Raw genomic sequence first — 23,772 nt, 5'->3', positions numbered from 1 at the left:
GAGGTATAGCATGATTTTAGAGTTTGAAGGACAAAATTATGATATACAAGAAGGCATCACTGGTATAGAGCTTTTAAAAGCCATAAACAAAACTCCAAATGATACAATAGGTATATCTGTAGACGGTATAATATACGATCTTCAAACACCAATTTATCATGGCGGAAAACTAAAACTCATCACTAAACAAGACAAGGAAAGTCTTGATATATTGAGACATTCGCTAGCTCACATAATGGCACAAGCTTTAAAAGAAATATACGGTGATGAAAAGGTTCATCTTGGTATAGGACCTACCACTGAAGATGGATTTTTTTACGATGTAGAAGTAGAAGGGCATCATATAAGTGAAGATGATTTAAAAACTATAGAAGATAAAATGAGAGAAATAATAAAAAGAAACTTAGACATTAAAAGAAAAGAACTCTCAAGGGAAGAGGCGTTAAAGTTTTTTGAAAACAAGAAAGAAGTATACAAGTTAGACATTATAAATTCTTTGCCAACCAATGCAAAGATAAGCGTATATGAGCAAGGAGACTTTGTAGATTTATGTAGAGGACCTCATATTCCCAATACAGCTTTAGCTGGCGCTTTTAAACTTAGCTCAGTAGCTGGTGCTTATTGGAGAGGGGACTCATCAAAGCCTATGCTACAAAGGATATATGGCATAGCCTTTTGGACAGAAAAAGAGTTAGAAGAAAGACTAAAGCTTTACGAAGAGGCAAAAAAAAGAGACCACAGAAGACTGGGAAAAGAGCTTGAACTTTTTACAATAGATGAACAAGTAGGACCAGGTCTTATTATATGGCTTCCAAAAGGAGCTATATTAAGACAAGTCATAGAAGATTATTTGAGGAAAAAGCACAAAGATTTAAACTATCAGTTTGTCTATACACCGCATGTAGGGAAGTCAACCCTTTGGGAAACAAGCGGGCATCTTAGTTATTACAAAGAAAATATGTTTCCAGAGATGAAAATTGAAGAAGAGTCTTATTATGTGAAACCAATGAACTGCCCATTTCACATGGCTATATATAAATCAAAGATAAGGAGCTACAAAGAGCTTCCTATTAAGATAGCAGAGCTTGGCACTGTTTACAGATACGAGATGTCTGGGGTATTGCACGGACTAATGAGAGTAAGAGGATTTACTCAAGATGACGCTCACATCTTTTGCAAGGAAGAAGATGTAAAAAACGTTATAAAAGAAACTCTAGAGCTTGCCTTCGACGTATTGAAAGATTTTGGCTTTAACGATTATCAAATATTCATATCCACAAAACCAAAAGATGCTATAGGTACAGAAGAAAACTGGCAAATATCGGAAGGGGCATTAAAAGAAGCACTTGAAACTCTCGGTAAAACATATGAGATAGATGAAGGAGGTGGCGCTTTTTACGGACCAAAAATAGACATAAAGATAAAAGATGCCATAGGTAGATTTTGGCAGTGCTCTACAATACAGTTTGATTTTAACCTTCCAGAACGCTTTGACCTTACATACATAGGTGAAGACAACAAAAAACATAGACCGTATATAATACACAGAGCTTTGTTGGGTTCTATCGAGAGATTTACAGGCGTTCTAATAGAGCACTACGCTGGCAATTTTCCAATATGGTTATCTCCTATACAAGTGGCTATCATACCAATAGCTGATAGACATTTAGACTATGCAAAAGAAGTGTTTGAGCTTTTAAAAGCCAAAAATATAAGGGCTTATATAGATGATAGAACAGAGAGAATGAACGCCAAAATAAGAGACAACGAGCTAAAAAAAATACCTATAATACTTGTATTAGGAGATAAAGAAGCTAGCGATAAAACCGTATCCATAAGAAGCAAATACGAAAATCTACAAGGCGTTGTAAGTATTAATGATTTTATAGAAAAAATGGATGAAACTACTAAAAACAAAGTATGATACTTTTTGTTAGTGCCACAGATACAGGTGTTGGTAAAACTTACGTAAGTGCATTGCTAGTAAGATATTTAAAAAGCATAAACATAAACGTAAACTATTTAAAACCTATAGAAACTGGAGTAGAAGACAAACCAGAAGACGCTTATAAAATAAGCCAAATGTTAGGTAAACCCTGGCAGGAAACAGTTATATATACTTTTAAAAAGCCAATGTCTCCATACGCATGCGTATTAGATGAAAATAAAGATATAGATATTGATAAGATCATCAATGCGATAATAAACTTAGAGCAAAAATCAGATATTCTAATAGTAGAAGGTGCTGGTGGAATATCTGTACCTATAAAAGTAAAACCTCTTGTAGACTATGCTTTTTTGATAAAAGCTTTGAACGCAAAGCCCCTTATAGTGGCAAGGGCTTCTCTTGGGACATTAAACCATAGCTTTTTGACTTATTTTTATCTCAAAAGCAAAGATATAAAACCTATTGGATTTATTTTAAATGGATTTGACTACGAAGAACCTTCTCAATATTCAAATGCTGACATACTAAAAGACATGATAGAAGAGAATATAACTGTATGGAAACTTGATAAAAACCCAGATGAAAATCATCGTCTTAGATTGGCGGAAGATATCTGGAAAAGTATTGCTAATTTTTAATTTTATTTTAAATTTATATTTATCACCTTATTTTGGAGGTAAGTGAATTTGCAAACTGCTAAGAATATTCTTATTTGGTTTTTAATTATTGGTTTTATGATAGTGGCTTTTAATTTGTTTGAGGAAAAGGGTTCGTCCTCACCAAGCTCTACACCTATGTCTTTGACAACGTTGGTAAACATGGTAAAACAAAACAAAATAGGTGAGGCAGATATTAAAGGCAATAAAATTATAGCGTATACTAAAGATGGACAAAAGGTGGAAACTTATATACCAAATGGTTATACAGGAATAATAGACGAAATGATAAAAGATGGTGTAAAAGTAAACGCATCGCCTAATAGCTCCAGCGATATATCCTCTAATGGCAATTGGCTAGTCTCTATGTTAATATCTTGGTTCCCAGTGCTTTTATTCGCTGGTATTTGGATTTTAATGATGAGACAAATGGGAAATGGTGGACCTACAAGAGCTTTTTCTTTCGGAAAATCCAAAGCCAAGGTTTACATAGAAGAGAAACCAAACGTAAAACTAGACAACGTAGCTGGCATGGATGAGGTAAAAGAAGAAGTGGCAGAAGTTATAGAGTATCTAAAAGACCCTGCCAGATTTAGGAAGTTGGGGGGTAGACCACCAAAAGGAATCTTATTTTACGGAGAACCAGGGGTTGGCAAAACACTATTGGCAAAGGCATTGGCTGGAGAAGCCCATGTGCCATTCATATCGGTATCAGGTTCAGATTTTGTAGAAATGTTTGTAGGGGTTGGTGCTGCAAGAATGAGGGATACTTTTGAAACAGCTCGTAAAAATGCTCCCTGCATAGTATTTATAGACGAAATAGATGCCGTAGGAAGGACAAGGGGAGCTATAAACTTAGGTGGTAACGATGAAAGAGAGCAAACTTTAAATCAGCTTTTAGTAGAAATGGATGGTTTTGATACATCAGAAGGCATACTCATAATAGCGGCCACCAACAGACCAGATATTCTCGACCCTGCTCTATTGAGACCTGGTAGATTTGATAGACAAATATTTATACCGAAACCTGATGTAAAGGGAAGATATGAAATTTTAAAAGTACATGCCAAAAATAAACCTTTAGCTAAAGATGTTGATCTAGAGCTAATAGCAAGGGCAACGCCAGGATTTACTGGAGCGGATTTGGAGAACATACTAAACGAGGCAGCGCTTCTTGCGGCTAGAAAAAGGAAAGACCTTATAACTATGGAAGACTTAGAAGAAGCCATAGATAGGGTTATGATGGGCTTAGAAAGAAGAGGCATGGCAATATCTCCTAAAGAAAAAGAAAAGATAGCTGTTCATGAAGCAGGCCATGCCATTATTGGCTTAATGATGCCCAATGCAGACCCACTGCACAAGGTTTCTATAATACCAAGAGGTATGGCTTTAGGTGTAACTACTCAGCTTCCAATAGATGATAAACACATATACGATAAATCCGATTTGTTGTCGAGGATACATATACTCATGGGTGGAAGATGTGCAGAAGAAGTTTTCTATGGCAAAGATGGTATAACCACTGGTGCTGAAAATGACCTTCAAAGAGCTACAGATTTGGCATACAGGATAGTAGCTACATGGGGTATGAGCGATAACATTGGACCTATATCCGTAAGGCGCAATGTAAATCCGTTTTTAGGTGGCTCTACTGTAATGGAAGGAAGCCCAGAGCTTCTCAAAGAGATAGATAAAGAAGTGCAAAAACTTTTAACCTCTGCCTATGAAGAAACTAAGCGCATAATATCTGAAAACAAAGAGGCTTTGAGTAGTGTGGTAAAAAGACTTATAGAAAAAGAGACTATAGATTGTAAAGAATTTGTTTCAATCTTAAGTTTACATGGTGTAGAAGTGAAAAACTCTTGTAAGCAAGAAGAATCCTTGGAGAAAAAAGATTCTATAGAGCCAGAAATTAATAAGGATATAGTTAACATATGATGAACAAAGGCTTGACATTAAAGCACTTATGCTTTAAAATAAAATCCTAATTTTAAGAGGTGTTATATGGGTCATACAATTACTGAAAAGATAATAGCTGATCACGCTGGGAAAAAAGAAGTTTTCCCGGGCGAACTTGTAACTGCCAAAATAGATTTGGCAATGGCAAACGATGTTACAGCTCCTTTATCTATAAAAACCTTAGAAAAATATGGTATAGAAAAAGTTTTTGACAAAGAAAAGATAGCGTTGGTGCTATCTCATTTTGTACCAGCAAAAGATATAAAGTCTGCTGAACAGGCAAAAATAGTTAGGGATTTTGCCAAAAAACATAGTATAAAATGGTTTTTTGGAGAAGGCGAAGGCATCGAACATACACTTTTGCCAGAAAACGGTATAGTAGTTCCAGGGGATTTGGTGGTTGGAGCAGACTCTCATACCTGCACTTACGGTGGAATAGGAGCATTTTCTACAGGAGTAGGAAGCACCGACTTGGCTTACGCTATGGCTACAGGAGAGATATGGCTAAAGGTGCCAGAGTCGATGAAATTTATATTTTATGGAAAACTAAACAAGTGGGTAAGCGGTAAAGACTTGATATTATACACAATAGGCCAAATAGGTGTAGATGGAGCACTTTATAGAGCTATGGAATTTGATGGAGAAGCTATAAGAGATTTGGATATATCTCAAAGGCTTACCATAGCAAATATGGCTATAGAAGCAGGTGGGAAAAGCGGTATAATATCTCCAGATGAAAAAACTATAGCATATGTAGAAAAAAGAGCAAAAAAACCCTATAAGATATACCAAAGCGATAAAGACGCTAATTATATAGAAACTTACGAATGGGACTCGTCTTCTATAGAGCCCATGGTGGCTTGGCCTTATCTGCCTTCAAATGTTCATCCTGTATCGGAATCTACTCATATAACTATAGATCAAGCTTTTATAGGCTCTTGCACAAACGGTCGTATAGAAGATTTGAGAATAGCTGCAAATATACTAAGAGGCAAAAAGGTGCATCCGTACACTAGATGTATAGTAATTCCAGCCTCAAAAAACGTATATCTTCAAGCTTTACATGAAGGTCTTATCGATATATTTATAGAAGCAGGTTGCATAGTTAGCACATCAACCTGTGGCCCTTGCTTAGGTGGACACATGGGAATACTCGCTAAAGGCGAAAGGTGCATATCTACTTCCAATAGAAACTTCCCTGGTCGTATGGGTCATCCTCAAAGTGAAGCTTACTTAGCTAGCCCAGCAGTAGTTGCCGCAAGTGCCGTTATGGGTAGGATAGCTCACCCTGAAGAAGTAGCATCAGAAGTTTTAGTATAAAGGAGGAAAAAATGGAGTTTCTAAAAAGCCTAAAATTAAATCAAGCTTTGAGACTTTTGTCTGGTAGCGTGCTTTTATTTATATTTTTGTTTGGTATCATGGGGTCAAATGTAGGGATTGTTTGGAAACTACTTATCCTTTTCATGGCTATAAACCAAATACAGTCAGCTTTTACAAATTGGTGCCCAGCAATAACTATGCTAAAAAATTTAGGGATAGAAGAGGATTGCTAGGTATAGACATAGTTAAAAACGTAAGGATAGCTAAAGCTATAGAAAAGTTTGGCTATCATTTTTTAAGAAGGATCTACACAGATTATGAGATAAACTTATGTAAAATGAATATAGAATGTTTGGCAGGGAGATTTGCTGCAAAAGAGGCTTCTATAAAGGCTTTTTCTATGCTTTTAAATAAAAAGTTTAGTTTCAGAGACTTTGAGATTATAAAATCTAGGAACGGAGTACCGGATTTAAAATTAAACAATGCTTACATAAATGATTTATTAAAAGCTAAAAAGCTTAAACCTTTCATATCGATATCTCATGAAAAAGAATTTTCCATAGCAATATGTTATATCACTAAAGAGGAGATTATATGATAAAGGATTACAACAAATATCTTGAATACAAAAACGGTAAACTTTTTTTAGAAGACGTTAGCTTAGAAGAGCTCGCAAAAGAGTTTGGCACACCGCTTTACATTTATTCGGCTTCCCACATAAGAGATAAGGCAAAGGCCTATAAAGATGCCTTTAAAGATGCGGATTTTCACTATGCTTTAAAAGCAAATGGAAATCTAAGTATAATAAAACTTTTAAAAGATGAAGGCTTTGGAGCAGATATAGTATCAGGCGGCGAATTAAGGAAAGTTCTAAAAGCTGGCATAGACCCTTCAAAAATAGTATATGCAGGAGTAGGAAAAACTGTAGAAGAGTTAAAAATGGCCATTGAAGCCGGTATTAAAATGTTTAACGTAGAATCCTCTATGGAACTTGATATATTAAACGATATCGCTAAAAGCTTAGGTAAAAAAGCGAATATAGCCATTAGAGTAAACCCAGATGTAGATCCTAAGACCCATCCATATATATCTACCGGTATGAAAAAAAGCAAATTTGGTGTTGATATAAAAACAGCTTACAAAGAATATCAATATGCAAAAAGCTTAAAACACCTAAACATAGTTGGTATACATTGTCATATTGGTTCTCAGCTGCTAGATGTATCGCCTTATATAGAAGCATCAGAAAAGGTCAGAGAACTGTACGATCAGCTTATAAAAGATGACTTTGATATAAAATATATAGATATAGGTGGTGGTCTAGGTATAAAATATAAACCCGAAGAACAAGAGCCACACCCAAATGACTTAAAAGAAGCTGTATATCCTGCTTTTAAAGATATAAAAGCTAAACTTTGCTTAGAACCAGGTAGGTCTATGGTAGGAAACGCAGGAATATTGATTACCCAAGTACAATTTCTAAAAGACAAGGGACATAAGCACTTCGTGATAGTGGATGCGGGAATGAATGACCTAATTAGACCATCAATATATGGAGCTTATCATCAAATAATACCTACCCACAAAAAGCGTGAAGAATCTTATATAAAGACTGATATAGTAGGCCCAATATGTGAAACGGGAGACTTCTTAGCTCAAGATAGAGAAATTCCCATGGTAGAGCGAGGAGATTATCTGGCAGTACTTAGCGCTGGAGCTTATGGTTTTTCAATGTCTAGCAATTATAACATAAGGCCAAGGTCTGGAGAAGTCTTGGTAGAGAAAGGAAAATATAGGCTTATAAGAAGTAGAGAGACCTATGATTATATAGATTACGACGAGGCCATCTTATAGTGATATAATAAATAAATGGGTGAAAGCATGGAATTTAGAGATAACCTCAGAATACTGGCAGAAGCAATAGAAAGGGAGTCGGTGCTGATTCATAGATCAGCCTTGATAGACGGTTATAAAGAGCTTTTCAAACTAAACGCTATCGGGGTAGGTAAATTTGTGAAAAAAGCAGCGGAGCTTGGTGGGAAAAAGGGTGCAATAACTTTGAAAGAAAGGTATGAAGTTACTACCGATAAACTCTCAGAGGCTTTAGATTTATTAACCATAATAGCCGAGTCTTCTAGATTAATTACTTTTATGGAAACATCCTTAGAGAAAATGGAGATATATATAGAGGGCTCCATCTTGGTGGAGGCAATACCTGAAAGTAAAAAACCTGTTTGTGAACCAATGGCAGGTTTTTTTAGCGGCTTTTTAACTGAGCTTTTACAAACAAAGTATAACGTAACAGAAATCTCTTGCCAAGCCCAAGGCCATGAAAAATGTGTTTTTAAAATAAAAAAGGAGACCAGCAAATGAAGTACGATATAAAAGATATAAGTTTAGCAAAACAAGGAAAAGACAGAATAGAATGGGCTGCTCTTGATATGCCAGTTTTAAAATCCATAAGAGAAGACTTTTCAAAAAGAAAGCCTTTTCAAGGCATAACCATAGGGGCTTGTCTTCATGTAACCACTGAAACTGCAAACCTTATGATTACGTTAAAAGAAGGCGGTGCAAACATACTTTTATCAGCTTCAAATCCATTGTCTACTCAAGACGATGTAGCAGCATCCTTAGTAAAAGATTACGATATACCCGTATTTGCTATAAAAGGTGAGGATAACAATACGTTTTACAAACACCTAAGAGCTATACTGGATAATCATCCAAACATACTTATAGACGATGGAGCAGATCTTATATCAACAGCTCATAAAGAGTATAGCAATCTGACGGAAAAGATCCTTGGAGCAATGGAAGAGACTACAACAGGTGTGGTAAGACTTAAAGCAATGGCCAAAGATAAAGCGCTAAAATTCCCGGTGATAGCTGTAAACGATGCTCTTACAAAACATATGTTTGATAATAGATACGGGACAGGACAATCAACATTGGATGGAATTCTAAGAGCTACAAATAGATTAATAGCTGGTTCTACTTTTGTAGTAGCTGGTTATGGATGGTGCGGTAAAGGTGTAGCTATGAGAGCAAGGGGTATGGGGGCAAACGTCATAGTAACAGAAGTAGACCCTATAAAAGCCTTAGAAGCAAGGATGGATGGTTTTCTAGTGATGCCCATGGAAAAGGCTGCACCTTTGGGAGATATATTTGTTACCGTTACAGGAAACACCAAAGTTATAAGAGAGGAGCACTTTGAAGTAATAAAAGATGGTGCTATAGTGTCAAACTCAGGGCATTTTGATGTAGAGATAGATGTTAGATATTTAGAAAGCGTTGCTATAGAAAAAAACGAAAAAAGACCCATGGTGAAGGAATATATAATTAAAACAAAGCATGGTAAAAAGAGAATATATGTATTAGCAGAGGGAAGATTGGTAAATTTAGCAGCCGCAGAAGGACATCCGGCATCAGTTATGGACATGTCTTTTGCTAATCAAGCTTTATCAGCAGAATATATACTAAGCAACCACGATAAACTAGAAAAGGATGTATACAAAGTGCCAGATGACATAGACCAAAAGGTGGCTAAACTAAAGTTAGACTCAATGGGTATAGAGATAGATAAATTGACAGAAGAGCAAATAGCATATCTTTCTTCATGGGAACACGGTACTTAATAAGTGATTAAAACCCTTGAAACAAAAAAAGCATACGTTATTATCTAATACATGGACAAAAAACTTAAAAAGTTAAAAGACGCCTTAGGCAACAAAATAAATGATTCAATAGTTGAACGAAAGTTATATTCTTACGATGCTACCGCAATACCTATAGAACATACTACGCCAATGGCAGTAGCCTTTCCAACATCCCAAGAAGATATAGAAACTATAGTAAAAATATGTTATGAAGAGGATATTCCTATGGTGCCAAGAGGGGCTGGTTCTGGCTTAACTGGCGGAGCTACCCCTATAGTAGAAGGCTCTTTGGTAATATCTCTTGAAAAGATGAACAAATTCCAAGTGGATATTGACAATACTACAGCATACGTAGAACCTGGCGTAGTTACATCAGAGTTTCAAGACTACGTAGAGTCTCTAGGACTTTTTTATCCGCCGGATCCGTCAAGCTTTAAATACTCTACAATAGGTGGCAATATAGCAGAAAACGCTGGTGGACCAAGATGCCTTAAGTATGGTGTTACAAGAGAGTACATACTGGGTCTTGAAACATATATAAAAGAGGGGAAACTCCTAAAAACCGGCAACCCTATAATAAAAGATGTAGCTGGATACGATCTTACAAGACTGATAATAGGCTCCGAAGGTACGCTTGGTATAGTATCAAAAGCTATAATAAAACTAATACCAAAGCCGCCTTACAAATCTACCATAATGGGCATCTTCAACGATATACCAAATATTGGAAGAGCCGTAACAAAAATTATGACTTCAGGAATACTACCATCCGCTTTAGAATTTATGGATAAAAACTCTATAATAGCCGTACAAAAATTTTACCCTGCAGGTATACCAGAAGATGCTGAAGGAGTACTGCTGATAGAGTTAGACGGACAAAAAGAGAGCGTGGAAAAAGAAAAAGCTGAAGTATCAAACATATTAACATCCTTAGGAGCAAAAGTAATACCAGCCAAGGATCCTCAACATGAACAAAAACTTTGGAGTGCTAGAAAAAATATAGGTCCAGCACTTGCAAACATAAAGTCTGGAAAGATAAACGAAGACATAGTATTTCCAAGAATATATTTATCAGAGGCTTTACAAAAAATAAACGAAATAGCAAAAAAATACGATCTTACAATAGTAAATTTCGGCCATATAGGAGACGGAAACTTACATGTCAATATACTTTATGATAAGCTGAACAAAGAAGAATTAGAAAGAGCAGAAAAGGCTGTGGATGAGGTGTTTGAGCTTGCCCTATCTTATCAGGGCTCTATTACAGGAGAACATGGGGTAGGACTAACTAAGAAGAAGTTTTTAGAATGGCAATTAAAAGACGTTGGTATTGAGCTTTTAAAAGCAATAAAACAAAGCTTTGACCCAAAAAATCTTTTCAATCCAGGAAAGGTTATCTAGATGATATTCTATGTAAAAGCGCCATAAAAGTATGGCCTAACATGTAAACCCACATTGAGTTTCCAAAAAAGTCATGAATTTCCATAAATACACCTACAATAGGTTTTAAAGAAGGGTCTTTTAAAGAAAATGGAAAAAGAAAATGCATAACAACTCCAGCTATAAGCACTATGCTAACATCTATTAAGCCGAGGCCATGCACAAAACCGGGCAACCCGGGTCTTGGTCCTGTTTCAGCCAGTTTAAAGTTGAGTAGATTCCTAAAATCTTTTACGACCTCCTCCCAATCTTTATATGGAAAAAAATGTCTTCTTAACGTTTCATTTGTGAGTACATAAACCCAAAGGGCTACTATAACCCCAGCTAATATAGGTCCTATTGTTATATGAATGTTGAAAAGTAAGTTAGGAAGACCTTGTTTTTTAGAGCTCATAAAAAGCGACAAAAACAGCTGCAAAGCTATCAATGGAGCAAAAACCCAATGCAAATATTTATAAGTATTTGACCAATCTCTATGCATAGTAAAATTATACAACTTACTTGTGAAAAAAATATAAAATAATTAAGATTTTATCAACGAGCCTATTTTAAATATAGGCATGTAAAGAGCTATCAATATAACTCCTATTATACCACCTATTATCACAATCATAGTTGGTTCTATTAAAGAAATCATGGCATCTATAGCTTTGTCCACTTCTTCTTCATAAAATCTAACTATACTTTGAAGTAAATCGTCAAGTCTACCAGTATCTTCACCTATTTTTACCATAGATATAAAAAGCTCGTCAAACAATCCTGTATCTTTTAAGGCTATCCAAAGTGGCTTGCCTTCCCTTACAGCTTTTGAAGCTTTTTCTACGCCTTCTTTTACTATCTGCATTGTGCTAGTTTGAGCTATAAGCTCTAAAGACCTATCCAAAGATACACCGCTAGAAAATAAAGAAGATAGCGATGTGGCAAAAGAGTTCATCATTATCTTGTGAAAAACGTTTCCAATGACTGGAATTTTAAGCAAAGTTGTTTCTACGCGTTTTCTAAATTCCATATTACTTTGATAAAGGCGCTTAAAAATAAAGCTAAAAGCAACCAATACAACAACAAACGTCAAAATATTTTCATGTAGGAAATTAGAAGCTTTTAACAACATAAGGGTTGGAAGCGGTAAAGATGCACCAAAACCTTTATATATGCTAGCAAAAATTGGTACCAAGAAATATATTATACCTGTGGTTATTATAGTTGCTATAATCAATACAAAAGAAGGATAAAAAGATGCACTCTTTATCTTACCTTTTATCTTTGCAAGCTTTTCATAATAATCGGATGCAAGAATCATAGACCTATCAAGTTGACCTGTTTCTTCACCAGTAATCACTAAGCTTATAAGAAGAGGAGGAAAGACATTTTTTCTTTTCTGCATAGCTTGACCGACGGTAAGTCCTTCACTCACATCCTTCGAAACTTCTAAAAGTATATTTTTAAAGCTTTGGTTGTTTATTTGTTTGGCTGCCATCTCAAAAGCTTGAGGCACACTTATACCCACTTGTATTAGAAAGCCTATCTGTCTTAATACCAAAGATAAATCCCGTTCTTTTATCTTCTTGCTAAAGCCAAATGTTAAGCTTCTCTCTTTAGCAAGCTCTATAGATATAGGTATTAACTCTTTAGAAGAGAGTATTTGTGCTATAGCATCTTGATTTTGAGCGTCTATAACACCTTTTTCTAGCTTACCATCTTTTGTATAAGCTACATATTGAAACTTAGGCATTAGTAAACACCTCTGTTCACTTGCAAAAGATAACATTCAAAATCGTACGGTGGAGATAATTCATCTTTAACGTGTAAAAGATTCCTCAATCTATCGTAAAAATCGTGGTCTTCAGCAAATAGGCTAGAGTATACAAGCTTAATATCTTCTAAACCTAAAAAAAGCACAGAGCTGTTTATATCATCTAAAATGGTCTCCCTTTGTTCGCTAAAATTAGTTATATCTACCTTTTTATAATCTATGAACCTATCACCAAGTTTTAACAAAAAGTAATAATCTTTATTGATATAAACCGCATTTATAGGTATCCCTACGTTTAAATCTATTAAGGCATTGATGAAATCTATAACAAAATGCGATACGCTTTTTATCTTAAAGCCATACTTTTTAAAAGACTTTTCAGCTAATATAATATCTTCTTTTTCGGCATAAGCTACCACATACGTATTTCCTTCGTCTGTCTTATACAATATATCGTAAGCTATGTAATGTTTATTTAATTTATGACCTATCTCGGTTTCTAAAGATATTCTCAGGGCATTTTCTACATCTTTTTGCTTTATAGCTTTTGGTAAAAATCTTGTTTTTACTATCCCAAAACCAACATCTAAAATTATATGGGCATCACCTGCTTCTATATCCTTAAAAGATGACGCTTTCTGCCTTATATCATCTATTATTGTAAAAGAATCATGGCTTTTTTCATGCTTTGCTATCAACTTACAAGAATCCTTATCTAAAAGCGTTAAACTAAAATAACTGTTGGATAGGAATATGCTATACGCTTTTTTCTGCTTTAAACTTATAGAAAATTTCATTTCTCTACCCTCTTAGCAGTTATAAATATGAACAAGTTAGTATCATTAGACGATTCATTTTTGTTCATACCGATATTTCCTACTATTGGAACCTTGTCAAGACCAGGGATGCCTTGTAAACTATTGCTTTCGTTTTTGAGCCCCACTCCACCAATCGCTAAAGTGGCACCGTCTGACAATACTATAGATAAAGAGTTGCTATTTTGATTTATGGTGGGTTGTCCGTTGGATGCCAAAGGTCCTAATGACATATTTTGAATATTTATATTTAACAATATTTTTCCATTAGGTAATACCTGCGGTGTCACTTTTATAGAGTTAAGCACATTTTGAAGTGTAACAGTGGGCACGGCTTGACCTGGTGTAGATATAGTTGTAAAAGGATATTCTATACCTTGAGTTAGTAAAGTAGGTTGGTCATTCATAGCCAGCAATGTACTCTTGAAAACACTTTTAGCTTTGTTTATAGATTCTAAAGCTTGTATTTCAAAACCTAAAATATGAAATTTACCTTCTGAGTATATGCCAGATATCAGACCATTGGGAGGATTAACTGGTGAAGCTACAACAGATGGACTACCACCACTGCCTATAAAACTAAAAGCATTAGCCAATGGATTTGTAGGATTAAAATTGCTAGTATTTAAAAGAGTAATGCCTCTTCCTTCGTAAGCACCACCAACTCCCAAACCCAACTGCTTCTGATAATCTTTACTTATCTCTATAGCTTTAACATCAATTTGTATATAAAGAGGCTTAGTAGATATATACTGTTTTAAGTGCTTTTTTATGTCTTCTAGATTTTGAATATAATCTATAATTGTTACAGCATCCATCTTATTTATCGGTGTTACTATGGCTTTATCTGAAAGGTATGGTTTTATAAGCTTTTCAAATTTATCTAGAGTAATATACTTTATATAAAATGTTTCTGATTTCATAACATTTTTTCTAGGAGCTTTTGACACATAACTAGATAACTTTTTCTCACAGAAAACTACACTTTGAGGCGCACCTGTTAGTACTATTGCTTTAAATTCACTACTCTTAGCTACATTTTTAAGGCGACAAGCTTTAGCTAGGTTATACGCTTTGTCCAAGTCTTTTTTTATAAACAACACTTCTGTTATATACTTTGGCTTAACAGAAACATATTGAGGAAAATAATCTAAAACATTTTCAATATTTTTTGGATAGTCTTCTAATATAATTTTGTTACCCTCTTCGTGTATTATAACAGCTTCTTTTGATAAATAGTGAGATATCAACTTTTCAAAGTTAACTGGGCTAATATCGTATACGTAAAGAGGGGCGCTTATAAGAGCTTCTCCGAATCTGGGATGTTGTTGAAAATATGGCTTTAACTTAGTATTTACCTCTTTTATAGCTTTAGAAGAACCTGAAACTACAATGACATTTATTTTATTAGCTAGATATACCTTATATATACCCTTGATAGGTTTAATTAAATCATAGGCATCTTTAGCGCTTATACCCCTAAGTATTATGGTTTCTGTTTTAGTATTAAAAGTTTGCTGATTTGATAAAGCGGTAGGGATAGAAGCTAATGGATAACCACTATTTTTAAGCAAAGAAGATAAAGGTGGTAGGGCAGCATTGGTACTTATACATTTACCGGAATTTATAACAAATATACCATTTGTCAGTGTATAAGACAAACAATATTCTCTTAATATATCATTAAAAAGCTCATCAGCAGATATTGGTCTTGTAATATCTATATTCACTTTTTCATCTTTAAATTTAGGACCAAACATTACACTTTTATTGTCTATACTTGCAATAGTTTTAATTACATCTGATAATTTAGCATTTTCGAATTTCATATTTTTTATAATACTATTGGCATTAGATATGCTTGAAGTTAAAAAAACGCTTACACATAAACCATAGCATAGCATTTTAAATTTGTTCTTAAGACCGCTTTTCATTTTTTAATACCTCCTACATTATTTATATTGCTAATGACCTTATCTACGCTTTTCAAAATATTTTTCGGATTTTCTTTAACAGGTATTAGTTGTATACCATTTCCAGATGATACTACTATAAAATATTTTGTAACGCCATTATTTTCTACGCTTACATATCCTTCTGCATTTGAAATATTATAATAAGGAATTTTATTGGATGTTGCGCTCGTAGAGCGTGGTATACTTGTAGGGCGTGGTATACTTGTCGGTCGTGGTATACTTGTAGCATAGGTTATATTAAACAACGATACAATGATAACACCATAATTAGTTAGTCTTCTTAAGATTTTCATGATGTCCTCCCTTGGATACAAAACTAGCTGTTAAATTAAAATGTTTTTCAAAATATGCAAACCCAAACTTATTCACTTTTAAAGTATCTTGCTCTTGTATAGAATTTATACATAATTTAGGAATGTTTACATCGTAACATCCGTTCATATATTTTAAATTAGCTACAGGAGACTTATTTTGAAAAGATTCTGTATCTATTGAAACATTTACAGTGCTAGGATTTAAACTAATTGGATTGGTGTTTATGCTTACTGAAGAGGGATAAATACCTTGATTTGTGAAATTAAATAAAACAAAACTAACAAAGCTAGACAAAGCAGCATATTGATTATGATAGTTGTCAAATATATTGTTTATATATTTAAAGCTAGAAATTCTATTGTTTAGCTCATTATATTTAGTTCTCAATAAACTAACTTCTTTAGTTAAAATGGATATCTTATTTTGATAAGGCTTGATAGCCAACAAACGTTCCTTATAAGATGCTTCTAAAGATAAATTAGAAAAAAACAAAAACACATCTATAACAATAAAAAGTAAAAACACTACAAAAGACAAGGAAAGAATTATAAAGGTTGGACTTTTGATGGTTTCTTCATCTAAGGTTATATGAAATAAAGATAGCAATGTGCTCGTAGGAAGTTTTGACAATATAGAGCTTTCGGAAGATAGTCTATCTTTTAGTAAATTAACATTTAGCTTTTTGAGCTTACCTTGCCTTGCCATTTTCAACACTCCCTACAAGTCTACCACGGTTTACAAGTCTACCACGGTTTACAAGTTTACCACGATTTGTAAATGAATTAGCCCTTATATCAGATATAACATACCCAGACAAACACACCATTATAGGTTTAGAAGTATTAAAGTATTTAGGGTAATTGACTTCAGAATTTACTACGTAATAACCGTTGTTGTTAAATATATTTGTAGTGCACTGAGATCTTCCAAAACCAAACTTTATACTGTTGATAAATAGAAAAGGGTACGAAGGATTTGGTTGATTTAACAAAGAGAATAGATTATCTATGTTGCTTCGAGATACAGCTATAGATAACTTAACTGGCACAATCTGTACATCAAACATCCTATTTTCTTGATATGTATTTTTAACCTTATTATTTTTGCTTTTATTCTTTAAAACAATTGTTGATATCTTACCATTTTCGTCTACCATAACATCTTTAGGAATGCCTTCTTCTAAGGACACAATATATCCACCAGCCTGAGATATAGAAGCTGATAAAATTATAGGTATTTGATTAGGCATAGTAGCGTAGGCATATTTTATATTAGGGCTCAAAAGAATAGCGGATAGTTTTGGTATTTGGCTTTTATAATAAACGATCTGCTTCTCCATATTTATAGATTGTAATTTGAGTTGCTCTAGCGAAGGTAAGCTTTCTATTTTCTGCTCAATTTCGCCGTGCTTGGCAGTTTCTTTAAAGTAAACATATATGCTAAGAGCGGGCAATAAAAATGCTATAAATAGGACTACAATCTTTTTGTCTCTCTCCGTAAGAGAACCATACCAATCTAAGATTCTATCTTTAACTTTATTCATCATATTGATTTAAATCGGTTATACAAATAAAAAATTTAGAAGATATTATCATAAAATTAAACCTTCTTGCCCAAAAACATTCTTATTTAAAGTTTTAGGATAAAACTCTTCCGCCACATCAACGCCGCAACGTAAATCCCATAAATAATCTAGTAAATTTTCTACATAGCTTCCCTTATACAAATAACCATGCTGAGGGGCTATTATACTAGGTGATAGTTCTCTAACTAAGTTTACCCATAATTTCAACGTTTTATTAGAGGACATATACCTTCTGTGGAATGGAGTTATACATTTACTATAATTAAACCAATCAGCTACCCATATATCGTCATGAGGACAACCCTCAGCGCCAGCACCTATATCTCCAGAAAACAGTATATTTGATATAGGATCATATATATTGAGATTCCCAGGAGAATGATTAAAATAAGCTGGTACTACCACAAGTTCGACATCTCCTACTTTTATAGTGCCTCCTTTATCATCTATAGCAATAAAAGATGATGCATCATCTATATTATAGTGAGGGATAAACCTATGCCATACATGAGACATATATACTTTAGCGTCCATAAACACTCTTAACCATGTTCCCACCCCACCAGCTACATCTGGGTCCTGGTGAGATAAAAAAATTGCCACAAGGTCTTCTGTAGAATCTAAATAATTAAGCACCCTTTTAGATAACTTTGGATAAAGGCCAAAACCACCCGGATCTAACAAGATACCCTTTCCATTGTTTACAATCAAATATTGATTGGTAGGAACACCATCCTCATTAGCCGATTCTTTGAACCCCAAAAGTATAAACTTATGATTAGCATTTTCAAATAATACCCTTTCCATAACAAACTCCTTAATTTAATTGAAGAGGTTTTATCAAGTTATCCCACACATTAGTGACTTCTTGGAACACTTGAGTGAAACCAGCTAATTCTACCAAAGCCGATTTAGCTCTTTTTGTGTCTTCTTCTATATGATTTTTAGCTAATTCCAGTTGCTCTTTAGCAAAAGCGTCTATCTCTCTTATCTGTTCATCAAGTTTTCTCTTTAGTTTGGATAACGTATTTTCTATGTTGCTTTCTAAAGCACTGAATACTTGATGTGTATGTTTTTTAATAGCATAAACTATATCCACAATCAAAGAGTCTAAATCCCCTATGCTATATACTGTTTTCTTAAAAAACAAAAATCCTCTTTTTTCTTGAGTTATATACTCATCATAGTCTAACTTAATGTCAGTTGTAGACTTTACAAGCTCATTTAGTATAGAAATAAGATCCTCCATCCTTATTTGAACATCAACTTTTAACTCTGGGAAAAATGAATCTACATCCATATCAGATTTTATTATTTCGTTGATCCTCTTTATAGTAACGTTATACTCATCTCTAACAAAAGATAGCTTCTGCTGAACCGTTACAACATTCTGATCTAACATAGTTTTTATTTGCCCTATAATATCGTTTAAGTGCTTCGTAAATATAACCGATGCCTCTTCTGTGATTTTTTTAATCTGATTTTCCAATAGTAAGTATATTTCATCCTTTGATTTTATTTCTTTAGAAGATAACCTATTCTTTGCATCCTCTATTTCTTTATTTACAAGCTCTTCTATATTGCTTATAAGATTTTTTTTAATATCTTCAGTGTAATAAGAAGCTGATTTTACATCCTTGTCTCTATTGGCTAAATAATCTTCTACTTGCTTATTTATTGACTCTACACTAGTTTGGAATATGTCTAATATTGCTCTTAATCTTTCCTTATTTTCAGAGAGTTGCAATTTTATAAGTGACAATCCGGTATTTATAGATACTTTATCTTCATCCAATTTATAAATAGAGTTTCTAAGCTTTTCAAACATAGCTCTGTCTTTAGCAACAGCTCCTATATAATTAAGTGCAAAAGGAATACCGCTTAGTTCTTTAAGCCTATCCAATGTTATATCATCTTCACCTTCCATCCTTATGTATCTTCTAGTAATTTCGTAGGCAAAATTTAACAAGGTGGATTCTTCCGAGTTCCCAAGTTGATACGTAAGTTCGTCTAGCTTATCTACAAGAGCCTTGCCAGATAAATTTCTACATTCATTGCATATTCTTTCCGCTATCAATGCTGAGAAATATTGCAAAGCTGATACACCAAATACTACAAAATCGTGATAGCCTAGTAAAGTTAACTTATATCTTATATAATCTAGTATTCTTGTGCTATTTCTGTTTGCATCCTCTGACAAAAATTTCTGATCCATTTTATTAACAATGATAACAAAAGAATGGATTTTGCCATATTTTTCAAATTCTGATTTTAAGTGCTTCAAAAACTCCTCTTCATCGCTTTCTAGGTGCTTTGTATAATCTATTAAAAAGATGGCAACATCGCTCTCCCTTATCACTCTTTCGGTAATCTCTCTATGCTTTGTAGCTCCTGCAAGATTAGGCCCTGGTGTATCCAAGGTTTCGTAGCTATAATCCTCGTTGTCTACTCTATAATAAATCTCCATATCATCGAGACCTTCGTTTTTATCTCTGGCTTCTATATATATTTTTTCCAAATATTTGTAAAGATCCTTCGGTCTTTCAAACTTAATCTCTTGATTTTGATATTTGAAGATAATTTCATTATTTTTAGACGGTATAAACCTACATATATTAGGCGTTGGTAGCTCCAAACTAGTAGGAGAATACCAGTCTTTAAGAATAGAATTAACAAATACGCTTTTTCCAGATTTTTTACTAGCTAATACTGATACTTTTAAATTTCTACTTTTTATATCAACAACATGTGAGTATATGTCTTCTAATTTTTTTATAAATAAGCCTTTAACATCACCATAACCATAATTTTCTATATTTGTAGATTTAACCATCTCTAGTAGCTGAATCGTAGTATTTTCAAACATTCCTATGTTGTGGTATAAACTCTCGTATACACTTAACCATTTAAGATCTTCTTTTGTGTAAATATTTATGAAAATCTGCACGTAGGATAAATTTTGTAAAAGCCTAAAAAGGTCTACTTTGTTTTCAGTTATGAGCTTGTATTTTTTAATATCTTCATAGTTTATATATCTTAAAAGATCTTCTATATTTGTAAATTCTATATCGGAAGTAGGGGTAACAAGTTTGACAGGCTTGCTAAAATCTATATAGTTTGTAACTTTAATCTTCATAATATCTTTGCTTTCTTTACCGAGACTTTCAATAAATTTAAATAACTCTAAATTACCGTTGTAAAGATAAATAACATCTAAGTCCCCGATCTCAGACGCACTATAAATCTTTTTTACTTTCATACTATTTCTCCTATGGCGAAGTTTCCAAAGTAGTATATATGTTGTTTAATGCTTCTACAACACATTTTTTATTTTCTATAGTTTGCACACATTTTCTTAGATTATCAGATATCTGCGGCAAAGATATAGGATAGCCTCTGTTGGTATTATTAGTATTTACTACAACATTACATTTAGTAACAAGATGTTTATTGTTTTTCGTATAAAAATCTATAGTGGCAATTTTATAATGGTCGCTTGTATCTGCTATATGTCCTACCTTAAACAAAAGCTCATCGTTATCTTCAGAACATATAAACCTATTTTCTTTACATATACTCTTCACCTTTTCATATGAGGTTAGCGGGGTTATATCGGCGTTATATTTGTTAGCTTGATTTCTATATATAGCATTTGCTGCATCATAAAGATTGTTACAAGATTTACCGGTTAACACATTAAATACCAAGGCAATCTGATCTTTTAAGTCAGATGGATAAGCGATAGAGATATTTGGAATAAAAATGAAAATAACAACAAATGTAATCGATAAAAGCATAAAAAATCTTACCTTCATCACTTGCCCCCTTTCATAGAATAATTATAGCATAATTTTTTAGAGTACATTTTACATTCTCTCCTCATAAATTTTCTTATCCTTTCTTTCATATATAATACCTATCGGTATTCTTGTATCTGTTTTTACATAATCCCATTCTTTTGCTATTTTGTAGGCCTTTTCATAATCGCTAGTATCATGATTTTCTAGTTTATAAACATGCTGGTTGTAAAAGTCGTAGGTGTTATAAAATACAACACAAGGCTGTAAAACCTCCACAATAGAAAAGCCTTTATGTAGAATAGCTTTTTTAACAATATCTTTAAGGTGATCTATATAACCAGAATAGCCCCTTGCTACAAAAGTAGCCCCTGCTTCCATTAAAAAAGATATAGGATTTATAGGATCTTCTGGGGGACCTTTTGGAGTGGACTTACCTTTAAAATCTAAAGCACTTGTAGGTGTAAACTGACCAGTAGTAAGACTATAAGCTCTATTATCATGAACTATAACAGTAATATCTATATTTCTTTTAGCAGCAAATATAAGATGCTCCATTCCCTCGCCGTAGCCATCACCATCTCCTACAAAGCAAACTACTTTTAAGTTCTCATTTGCAAGCTTTATACCACTTGCTGTAGCAATAGATCTTCCGTGCAACGAATAAAAGCTGTTTATATCTACGTAATCAAATATTTTACCATGACAACCTATTCCAGTTACCATAACAAAGTTTTCCAAAGGTATATCATCTGTAAGCTCGTTTAAAGCTGCTCCTACAGCACCTAATATACCAAAATTTCCACAGTTCCTACACCAAGTTATTTCTGCCCCCGTGTACAAGCTTTTTGTAATCATAAATATAATTTTATCACTTTTTATAAAAATTTGTATAATACATTTATGAATTTTGAAGAAGAATTGAATTATATTAAAAGCAAGAAACTCTATAGGGAAAGGCAAGCTATAGAAAACAAAAAGGTATTTTGCTCAAACGACTATCTTGGTATGTCTAAAAATAAGGAAGTAATAGATTTTGTTATAAGCAAGCTTAAACAGACAAACACGGTAGGGGCAAGTGCTTCAGGTCTTGTAAGTGGATATACAAAATACCATGAGAAATTAGAATATTTGCTTAGCAAACTAAAATCTATGGAAGATTGTATAGTTTTTCCATCCGGATATTCCACGAATATAGGGCTTTTCCAGGCATTAGGAGATGAGAAAGACGCTTTTTATAGCGATGAATTAAATCATGCTTCCATAATAGATGGAATAAGACTATCTAAAGCTTCAAAATACATTTATAAACATAATAATATAAATCACCTTTTTGAGCTTTTAAAATCATCAAGATCTAAACATAGAAGAGCCTATATAGTATCTGATTCTGTATTTAGCATGGAAGGAGACGTTGCAAGGTTAGAAGAGCTAATAAAGATATCAAAGGACTTTGACGCATACCTCATATTGGACGAAGCTCATGCTACAGGGACAATAGGTAAAGGTATATACGACTTTTTTAAGCTTTTACCAGAAGAAAATACAATTATAATGGGTACTTTATCAAAAGCCATAGGGTCTCAAGGTGGTTTTGTATGTGCTAGCAAAATAATTATAGATTACATAGTAAATAAAGCAAGGTCTTATATATTTTCTACTGCTTTGGGGCTTCCAATGGTTTTCGCTTCTATCAAAGCCTTAGAGCTTATTAAAAATAACATCAACTTTTACAAAAAAGAACTCCAAGAAAAAACAAAGCAGCTACTTTACATAATAAAAGAGTGTAATTTTTATACAAAAGATGATTTTATAACACCTATAATACCTATAAAAATAGGGGAAGAAGACAAAGCTTTAGAATTGAGAAATAAGCTACTTGAAAAAGATGTCTTCATACAGGCTATAAGATATCCAACTGTACCAAAAGATAAAGCTATACTAAGGTTAACATCTTCTCTATCCTATTCTAAAGAAGATTTGGAAGCTCTTTATGAAGCCTTTAAAAGCTTAAAAATGTAAATACTATTCATATATTTTTCATCAAAAATTAATAAAATATTAACATTAGCAACATATACTTATGATATACCTAAAAGGAGGTAAAATATGAAGCTAAGAAGCTTGGTAAGAAGCAAGACGTTGAATAGAATAAGGCTTATAAGGTGTAAAAGCCAAAAGTCTTTAGAAAGGATAGAGGAAAAGCTCATCAAGATGAACAAGATAGTAGCAGTAGTGGACAAAAGACACTTACCAGACATCGCAAGTTCAGAAGATGTTTCAAATGAAGACATAGCTAAACTTATTAGCGTTGATATGTCAAGAGTAGATGTCCTTCTTATATTAGATGAAGAATCCTAAATTAATTGCCCTAATGCTAGGGCAATCACAATTATTTAACATATATGAAAATTAAATTTAAAAATCAAAAAATGCAAAAGAAATAATAAATTGTTTTAATGAAAACTTAATAAAAGCAAAGTATAATATAAGCATGATAGAACAGACAAAATTCACACAAATAACAAGGAAGTTTATAGCGCCTTTTTTAG

The 23,772-nt window shown here is 33.5% G+C and carries 23 protein-coding genes; 12 read left to right on the top strand and 11 right to left on the bottom strand.

Annotation, left to right across the window (positions count from 1 at the left end; genetic code table 11):
• The first annotated feature begins 10 nt into the window (after nucleotides 1–10).
• From thrS to ACYQZV_RS06455, 10 genes are all read left to right on the top strand, one after another.
• A complete protein-coding gene (thrS, locus tag ACYQZV_RS06500; RefSeq protein ID WP_459894153.1) occupies nucleotides 11–1,924 on the top strand; it encodes a threonine--tRNA ligase in 1,914 nt (637 codons plus the stop codon).
• A complete protein-coding gene (bioD, locus tag ACYQZV_RS06495) occupies nucleotides 1,921–2,586 on the top strand; it encodes a dethiobiotin synthase (RefSeq protein ID WP_459894152.1) in 666 nt (221 codons plus the stop codon). The genes thrS and bioD overlap by 4 nt, the downstream gene beginning before the upstream one ends.
• Before the next feature lie 48 nt (nucleotides 2,587–2,634).
• Entirely contained in the window at nucleotides 2,635–4,542 is a 1,908-nt protein-coding gene (gene ftsH, locus ACYQZV_RS06490; RefSeq protein WP_459894150.1) for an ATP-dependent zinc metalloprotease FtsH, read from the top strand.
• A gap of 66 nt (nucleotides 4,543–4,608) precedes the next feature.
• On the top strand, nucleotides 4,609–5,883 hold the full coding sequence (gene leuC / locus ACYQZV_RS06485) for a 3-isopropylmalate dehydratase large subunit (RefSeq protein ID WP_459894148.1): 1,275 nt from the start codon (nucleotides 4,609–4,611) through the stop codon (nucleotides 5,881–5,883).
• Between the two features lie 11 nt (nucleotides 5,884–5,894).
• Complete coding sequence (locus ACYQZV_RS06480; protein ID WP_459894146.1) at nucleotides 5,895–6,116, top strand: YgaP family membrane protein; 222 nt, start codon at nucleotides 5,895–5,897, stop codon at nucleotides 6,114–6,116.
• Nucleotides 6,110–6,481: a holo-ACP synthase gene (gene acpS / locus ACYQZV_RS06475; protein WP_459894144.1), complete on the top strand. Its 372-nt coding sequence runs from the start codon at nucleotides 6,110–6,112 to the stop codon at nucleotides 6,479–6,481. The genes ACYQZV_RS06480 and acpS overlap by 7 nt, the downstream gene beginning before the upstream one ends.
• On the top strand, nucleotides 6,478–7,737 hold the full coding sequence (gene lysA, locus ACYQZV_RS06470) for a diaminopimelate decarboxylase (RefSeq protein ID WP_459894142.1): 1,260 nt from the start codon (nucleotides 6,478–6,480) through the stop codon (nucleotides 7,735–7,737). The genes acpS and lysA overlap by 4 nt, the downstream gene beginning before the upstream one ends.
• Before the next feature lie 27 nt (nucleotides 7,738–7,764).
• Nucleotides 7,765–8,256, top strand: a complete 492-nt coding sequence (locus ACYQZV_RS06465) for a V4R domain-containing protein (RefSeq protein ID WP_459894212.1) — start codon at nucleotides 7,765–7,767, stop codon at nucleotides 8,254–8,256.
• Nucleotides 8,253–9,518 (top strand): adenosylhomocysteinase, encoded by a 1,266-nt coding sequence (gene ahcY, locus ACYQZV_RS06460; RefSeq protein ID WP_459894141.1) that lies wholly within the window; start codon nucleotides 8,253–8,255, stop codon nucleotides 9,516–9,518. The genes ACYQZV_RS06465 and ahcY overlap by 4 nt, the downstream gene beginning before the upstream one ends.
• A gap of 51 nt (nucleotides 9,519–9,569) precedes the next feature.
• The gene (locus ACYQZV_RS06455; protein WP_459894139.1) at nucleotides 9,570–10,940 is read left to right on the top strand and encodes an FAD-binding oxidoreductase; all 1,371 of its coding nucleotides are present in this window, start codon (nucleotides 9,570–9,572) and stop codon (nucleotides 10,938–10,940) included.
• Here ACYQZV_RS06455 and ACYQZV_RS06450 read toward each other — a convergent pair.
• Genes ACYQZV_RS06450 through ACYQZV_RS06400 form a run of 11 tightly spaced genes read right to left on the bottom strand, consistent with a single transcriptional unit; the run spans nucleotide 10,933 to nucleotide 22,078 of the window.
• Entirely contained in the window at nucleotides 10,933–11,460 is a 528-nt protein-coding gene (locus tag ACYQZV_RS06450) for a cytochrome b/b6 domain-containing protein (RefSeq protein ID WP_459894138.1), read from the bottom strand. The two genes, ACYQZV_RS06455 and ACYQZV_RS06450, sit on opposite strands and share 8 nt — an antisense overlap.
• Nucleotides 11,461–11,502: 42 nt before the next feature.
• Complete coding sequence (locus ACYQZV_RS06445) at nucleotides 11,503–12,711, bottom strand: type II secretion system F family protein (RefSeq protein ID WP_459894137.1); 1,209 nt, start codon at nucleotides 12,709–12,711, stop codon at nucleotides 11,503–11,505.
• Nucleotides 12,711–13,529 carry a hypothetical protein gene (locus tag ACYQZV_RS06440; RefSeq protein WP_459894135.1) on the bottom strand — a complete coding sequence of 273 codons (819 nt, stop codon included), beginning with the start codon at nucleotides 13,527–13,529 and terminating at the stop codon, nucleotides 12,711–12,713. The genes ACYQZV_RS06445 and ACYQZV_RS06440 overlap by 1 nt, the downstream gene beginning before the upstream one ends.
• Nucleotides 13,526–15,481 carry a type II and III secretion system protein gene (locus ACYQZV_RS06435; RefSeq protein WP_459894133.1) on the bottom strand — a complete coding sequence of 652 codons (1,956 nt, stop codon included), beginning with the start codon at nucleotides 15,479–15,481 and terminating at the stop codon, nucleotides 13,526–13,528. Before ACYQZV_RS06435 ends, ACYQZV_RS06440 begins: the two co-directional genes overlap by 4 nt.
• Nucleotides 15,478–15,816 (bottom strand): hypothetical protein, encoded by a 339-nt coding sequence (locus tag ACYQZV_RS06430; protein WP_459894131.1) that lies wholly within the window; start codon nucleotides 15,814–15,816, stop codon nucleotides 15,478–15,480. The genes ACYQZV_RS06435 and ACYQZV_RS06430 overlap by 4 nt, the downstream gene beginning before the upstream one ends.
• The gene (locus ACYQZV_RS06425; RefSeq protein ID WP_459894130.1) at nucleotides 15,791–16,543 is read right to left on the bottom strand and encodes a hypothetical protein; all 753 of its coding nucleotides are present in this window, start codon (nucleotides 16,541–16,543) and stop codon (nucleotides 15,791–15,793) included. The genes ACYQZV_RS06430 and ACYQZV_RS06425 overlap by 26 nt, the downstream gene beginning before the upstream one ends.
• Nucleotides 16,527–17,384: a type II secretion system protein M gene (locus ACYQZV_RS06420; RefSeq protein WP_459894129.1), complete on the bottom strand. Its 858-nt coding sequence runs from the start codon at nucleotides 17,382–17,384 to the stop codon at nucleotides 16,527–16,529. The genes ACYQZV_RS06425 and ACYQZV_RS06420 overlap by 17 nt, the downstream gene beginning before the upstream one ends.
• A gap of 45 nt (nucleotides 17,385–17,429) precedes the next feature.
• Entirely contained in the window at nucleotides 17,430–18,230 is an 801-nt protein-coding gene (locus ACYQZV_RS06415; RefSeq protein ID WP_459894127.1) for an oxygen-binding di-iron domain-containing protein, read from the bottom strand.
• A gap of 10 nt (nucleotides 18,231–18,240) precedes the next feature.
• Nucleotides 18,241–20,682 carry a dynamin family protein gene (locus ACYQZV_RS06410; RefSeq protein ID WP_459894125.1) on the bottom strand — a complete coding sequence of 814 codons (2,442 nt, stop codon included), beginning with the start codon at nucleotides 20,680–20,682 and terminating at the stop codon, nucleotides 18,241–18,243.
• Nucleotides 20,683–20,692: 10 nt separating this feature from the next.
• A complete protein-coding gene (locus ACYQZV_RS06405; protein WP_459894123.1) occupies nucleotides 20,693–21,238 on the bottom strand; it encodes a hypothetical protein in 546 nt (181 codons plus the stop codon).
• A gap of 51 nt (nucleotides 21,239–21,289) precedes the next feature.
• Nucleotides 21,290–22,078, bottom strand: coding sequence for a thiamine pyrophosphate-dependent enzyme (locus ACYQZV_RS06400; protein WP_459894121.1), 789 nt, complete (start codon nucleotides 22,076–22,078; stop codon nucleotides 21,290–21,292).
• A 45-nt stretch (nucleotides 22,079–22,123) separates the two neighbouring features.
• Here ACYQZV_RS06400 and ACYQZV_RS06395 point away from each other — a divergent pair, with 45 nt between their 5' ends.
• Nucleotides 22,124–23,242 carry an aminotransferase class I/II-fold pyridoxal phosphate-dependent enzyme gene (locus ACYQZV_RS06395; RefSeq protein WP_459894119.1) on the top strand — a complete coding sequence of 373 codons (1,119 nt, stop codon included), beginning with the start codon at nucleotides 22,124–22,126 and terminating at the stop codon, nucleotides 23,240–23,242.
• A gap of 87 nt (nucleotides 23,243–23,329) precedes the next feature.
• A complete protein-coding gene (locus tag ACYQZV_RS06390; protein WP_459894117.1) occupies nucleotides 23,330–23,581 on the top strand; it encodes a hypothetical protein in 252 nt (83 codons plus the stop codon).
• Nucleotides 23,582–23,772: the final 191 nt, after the last annotated feature.

It is taken from the genome of Hydrogenobaculum acidophilum (assembly GCF_054656715.1).
This window is presented reverse-complemented; position numbering and strand designations above follow the sequence as displayed.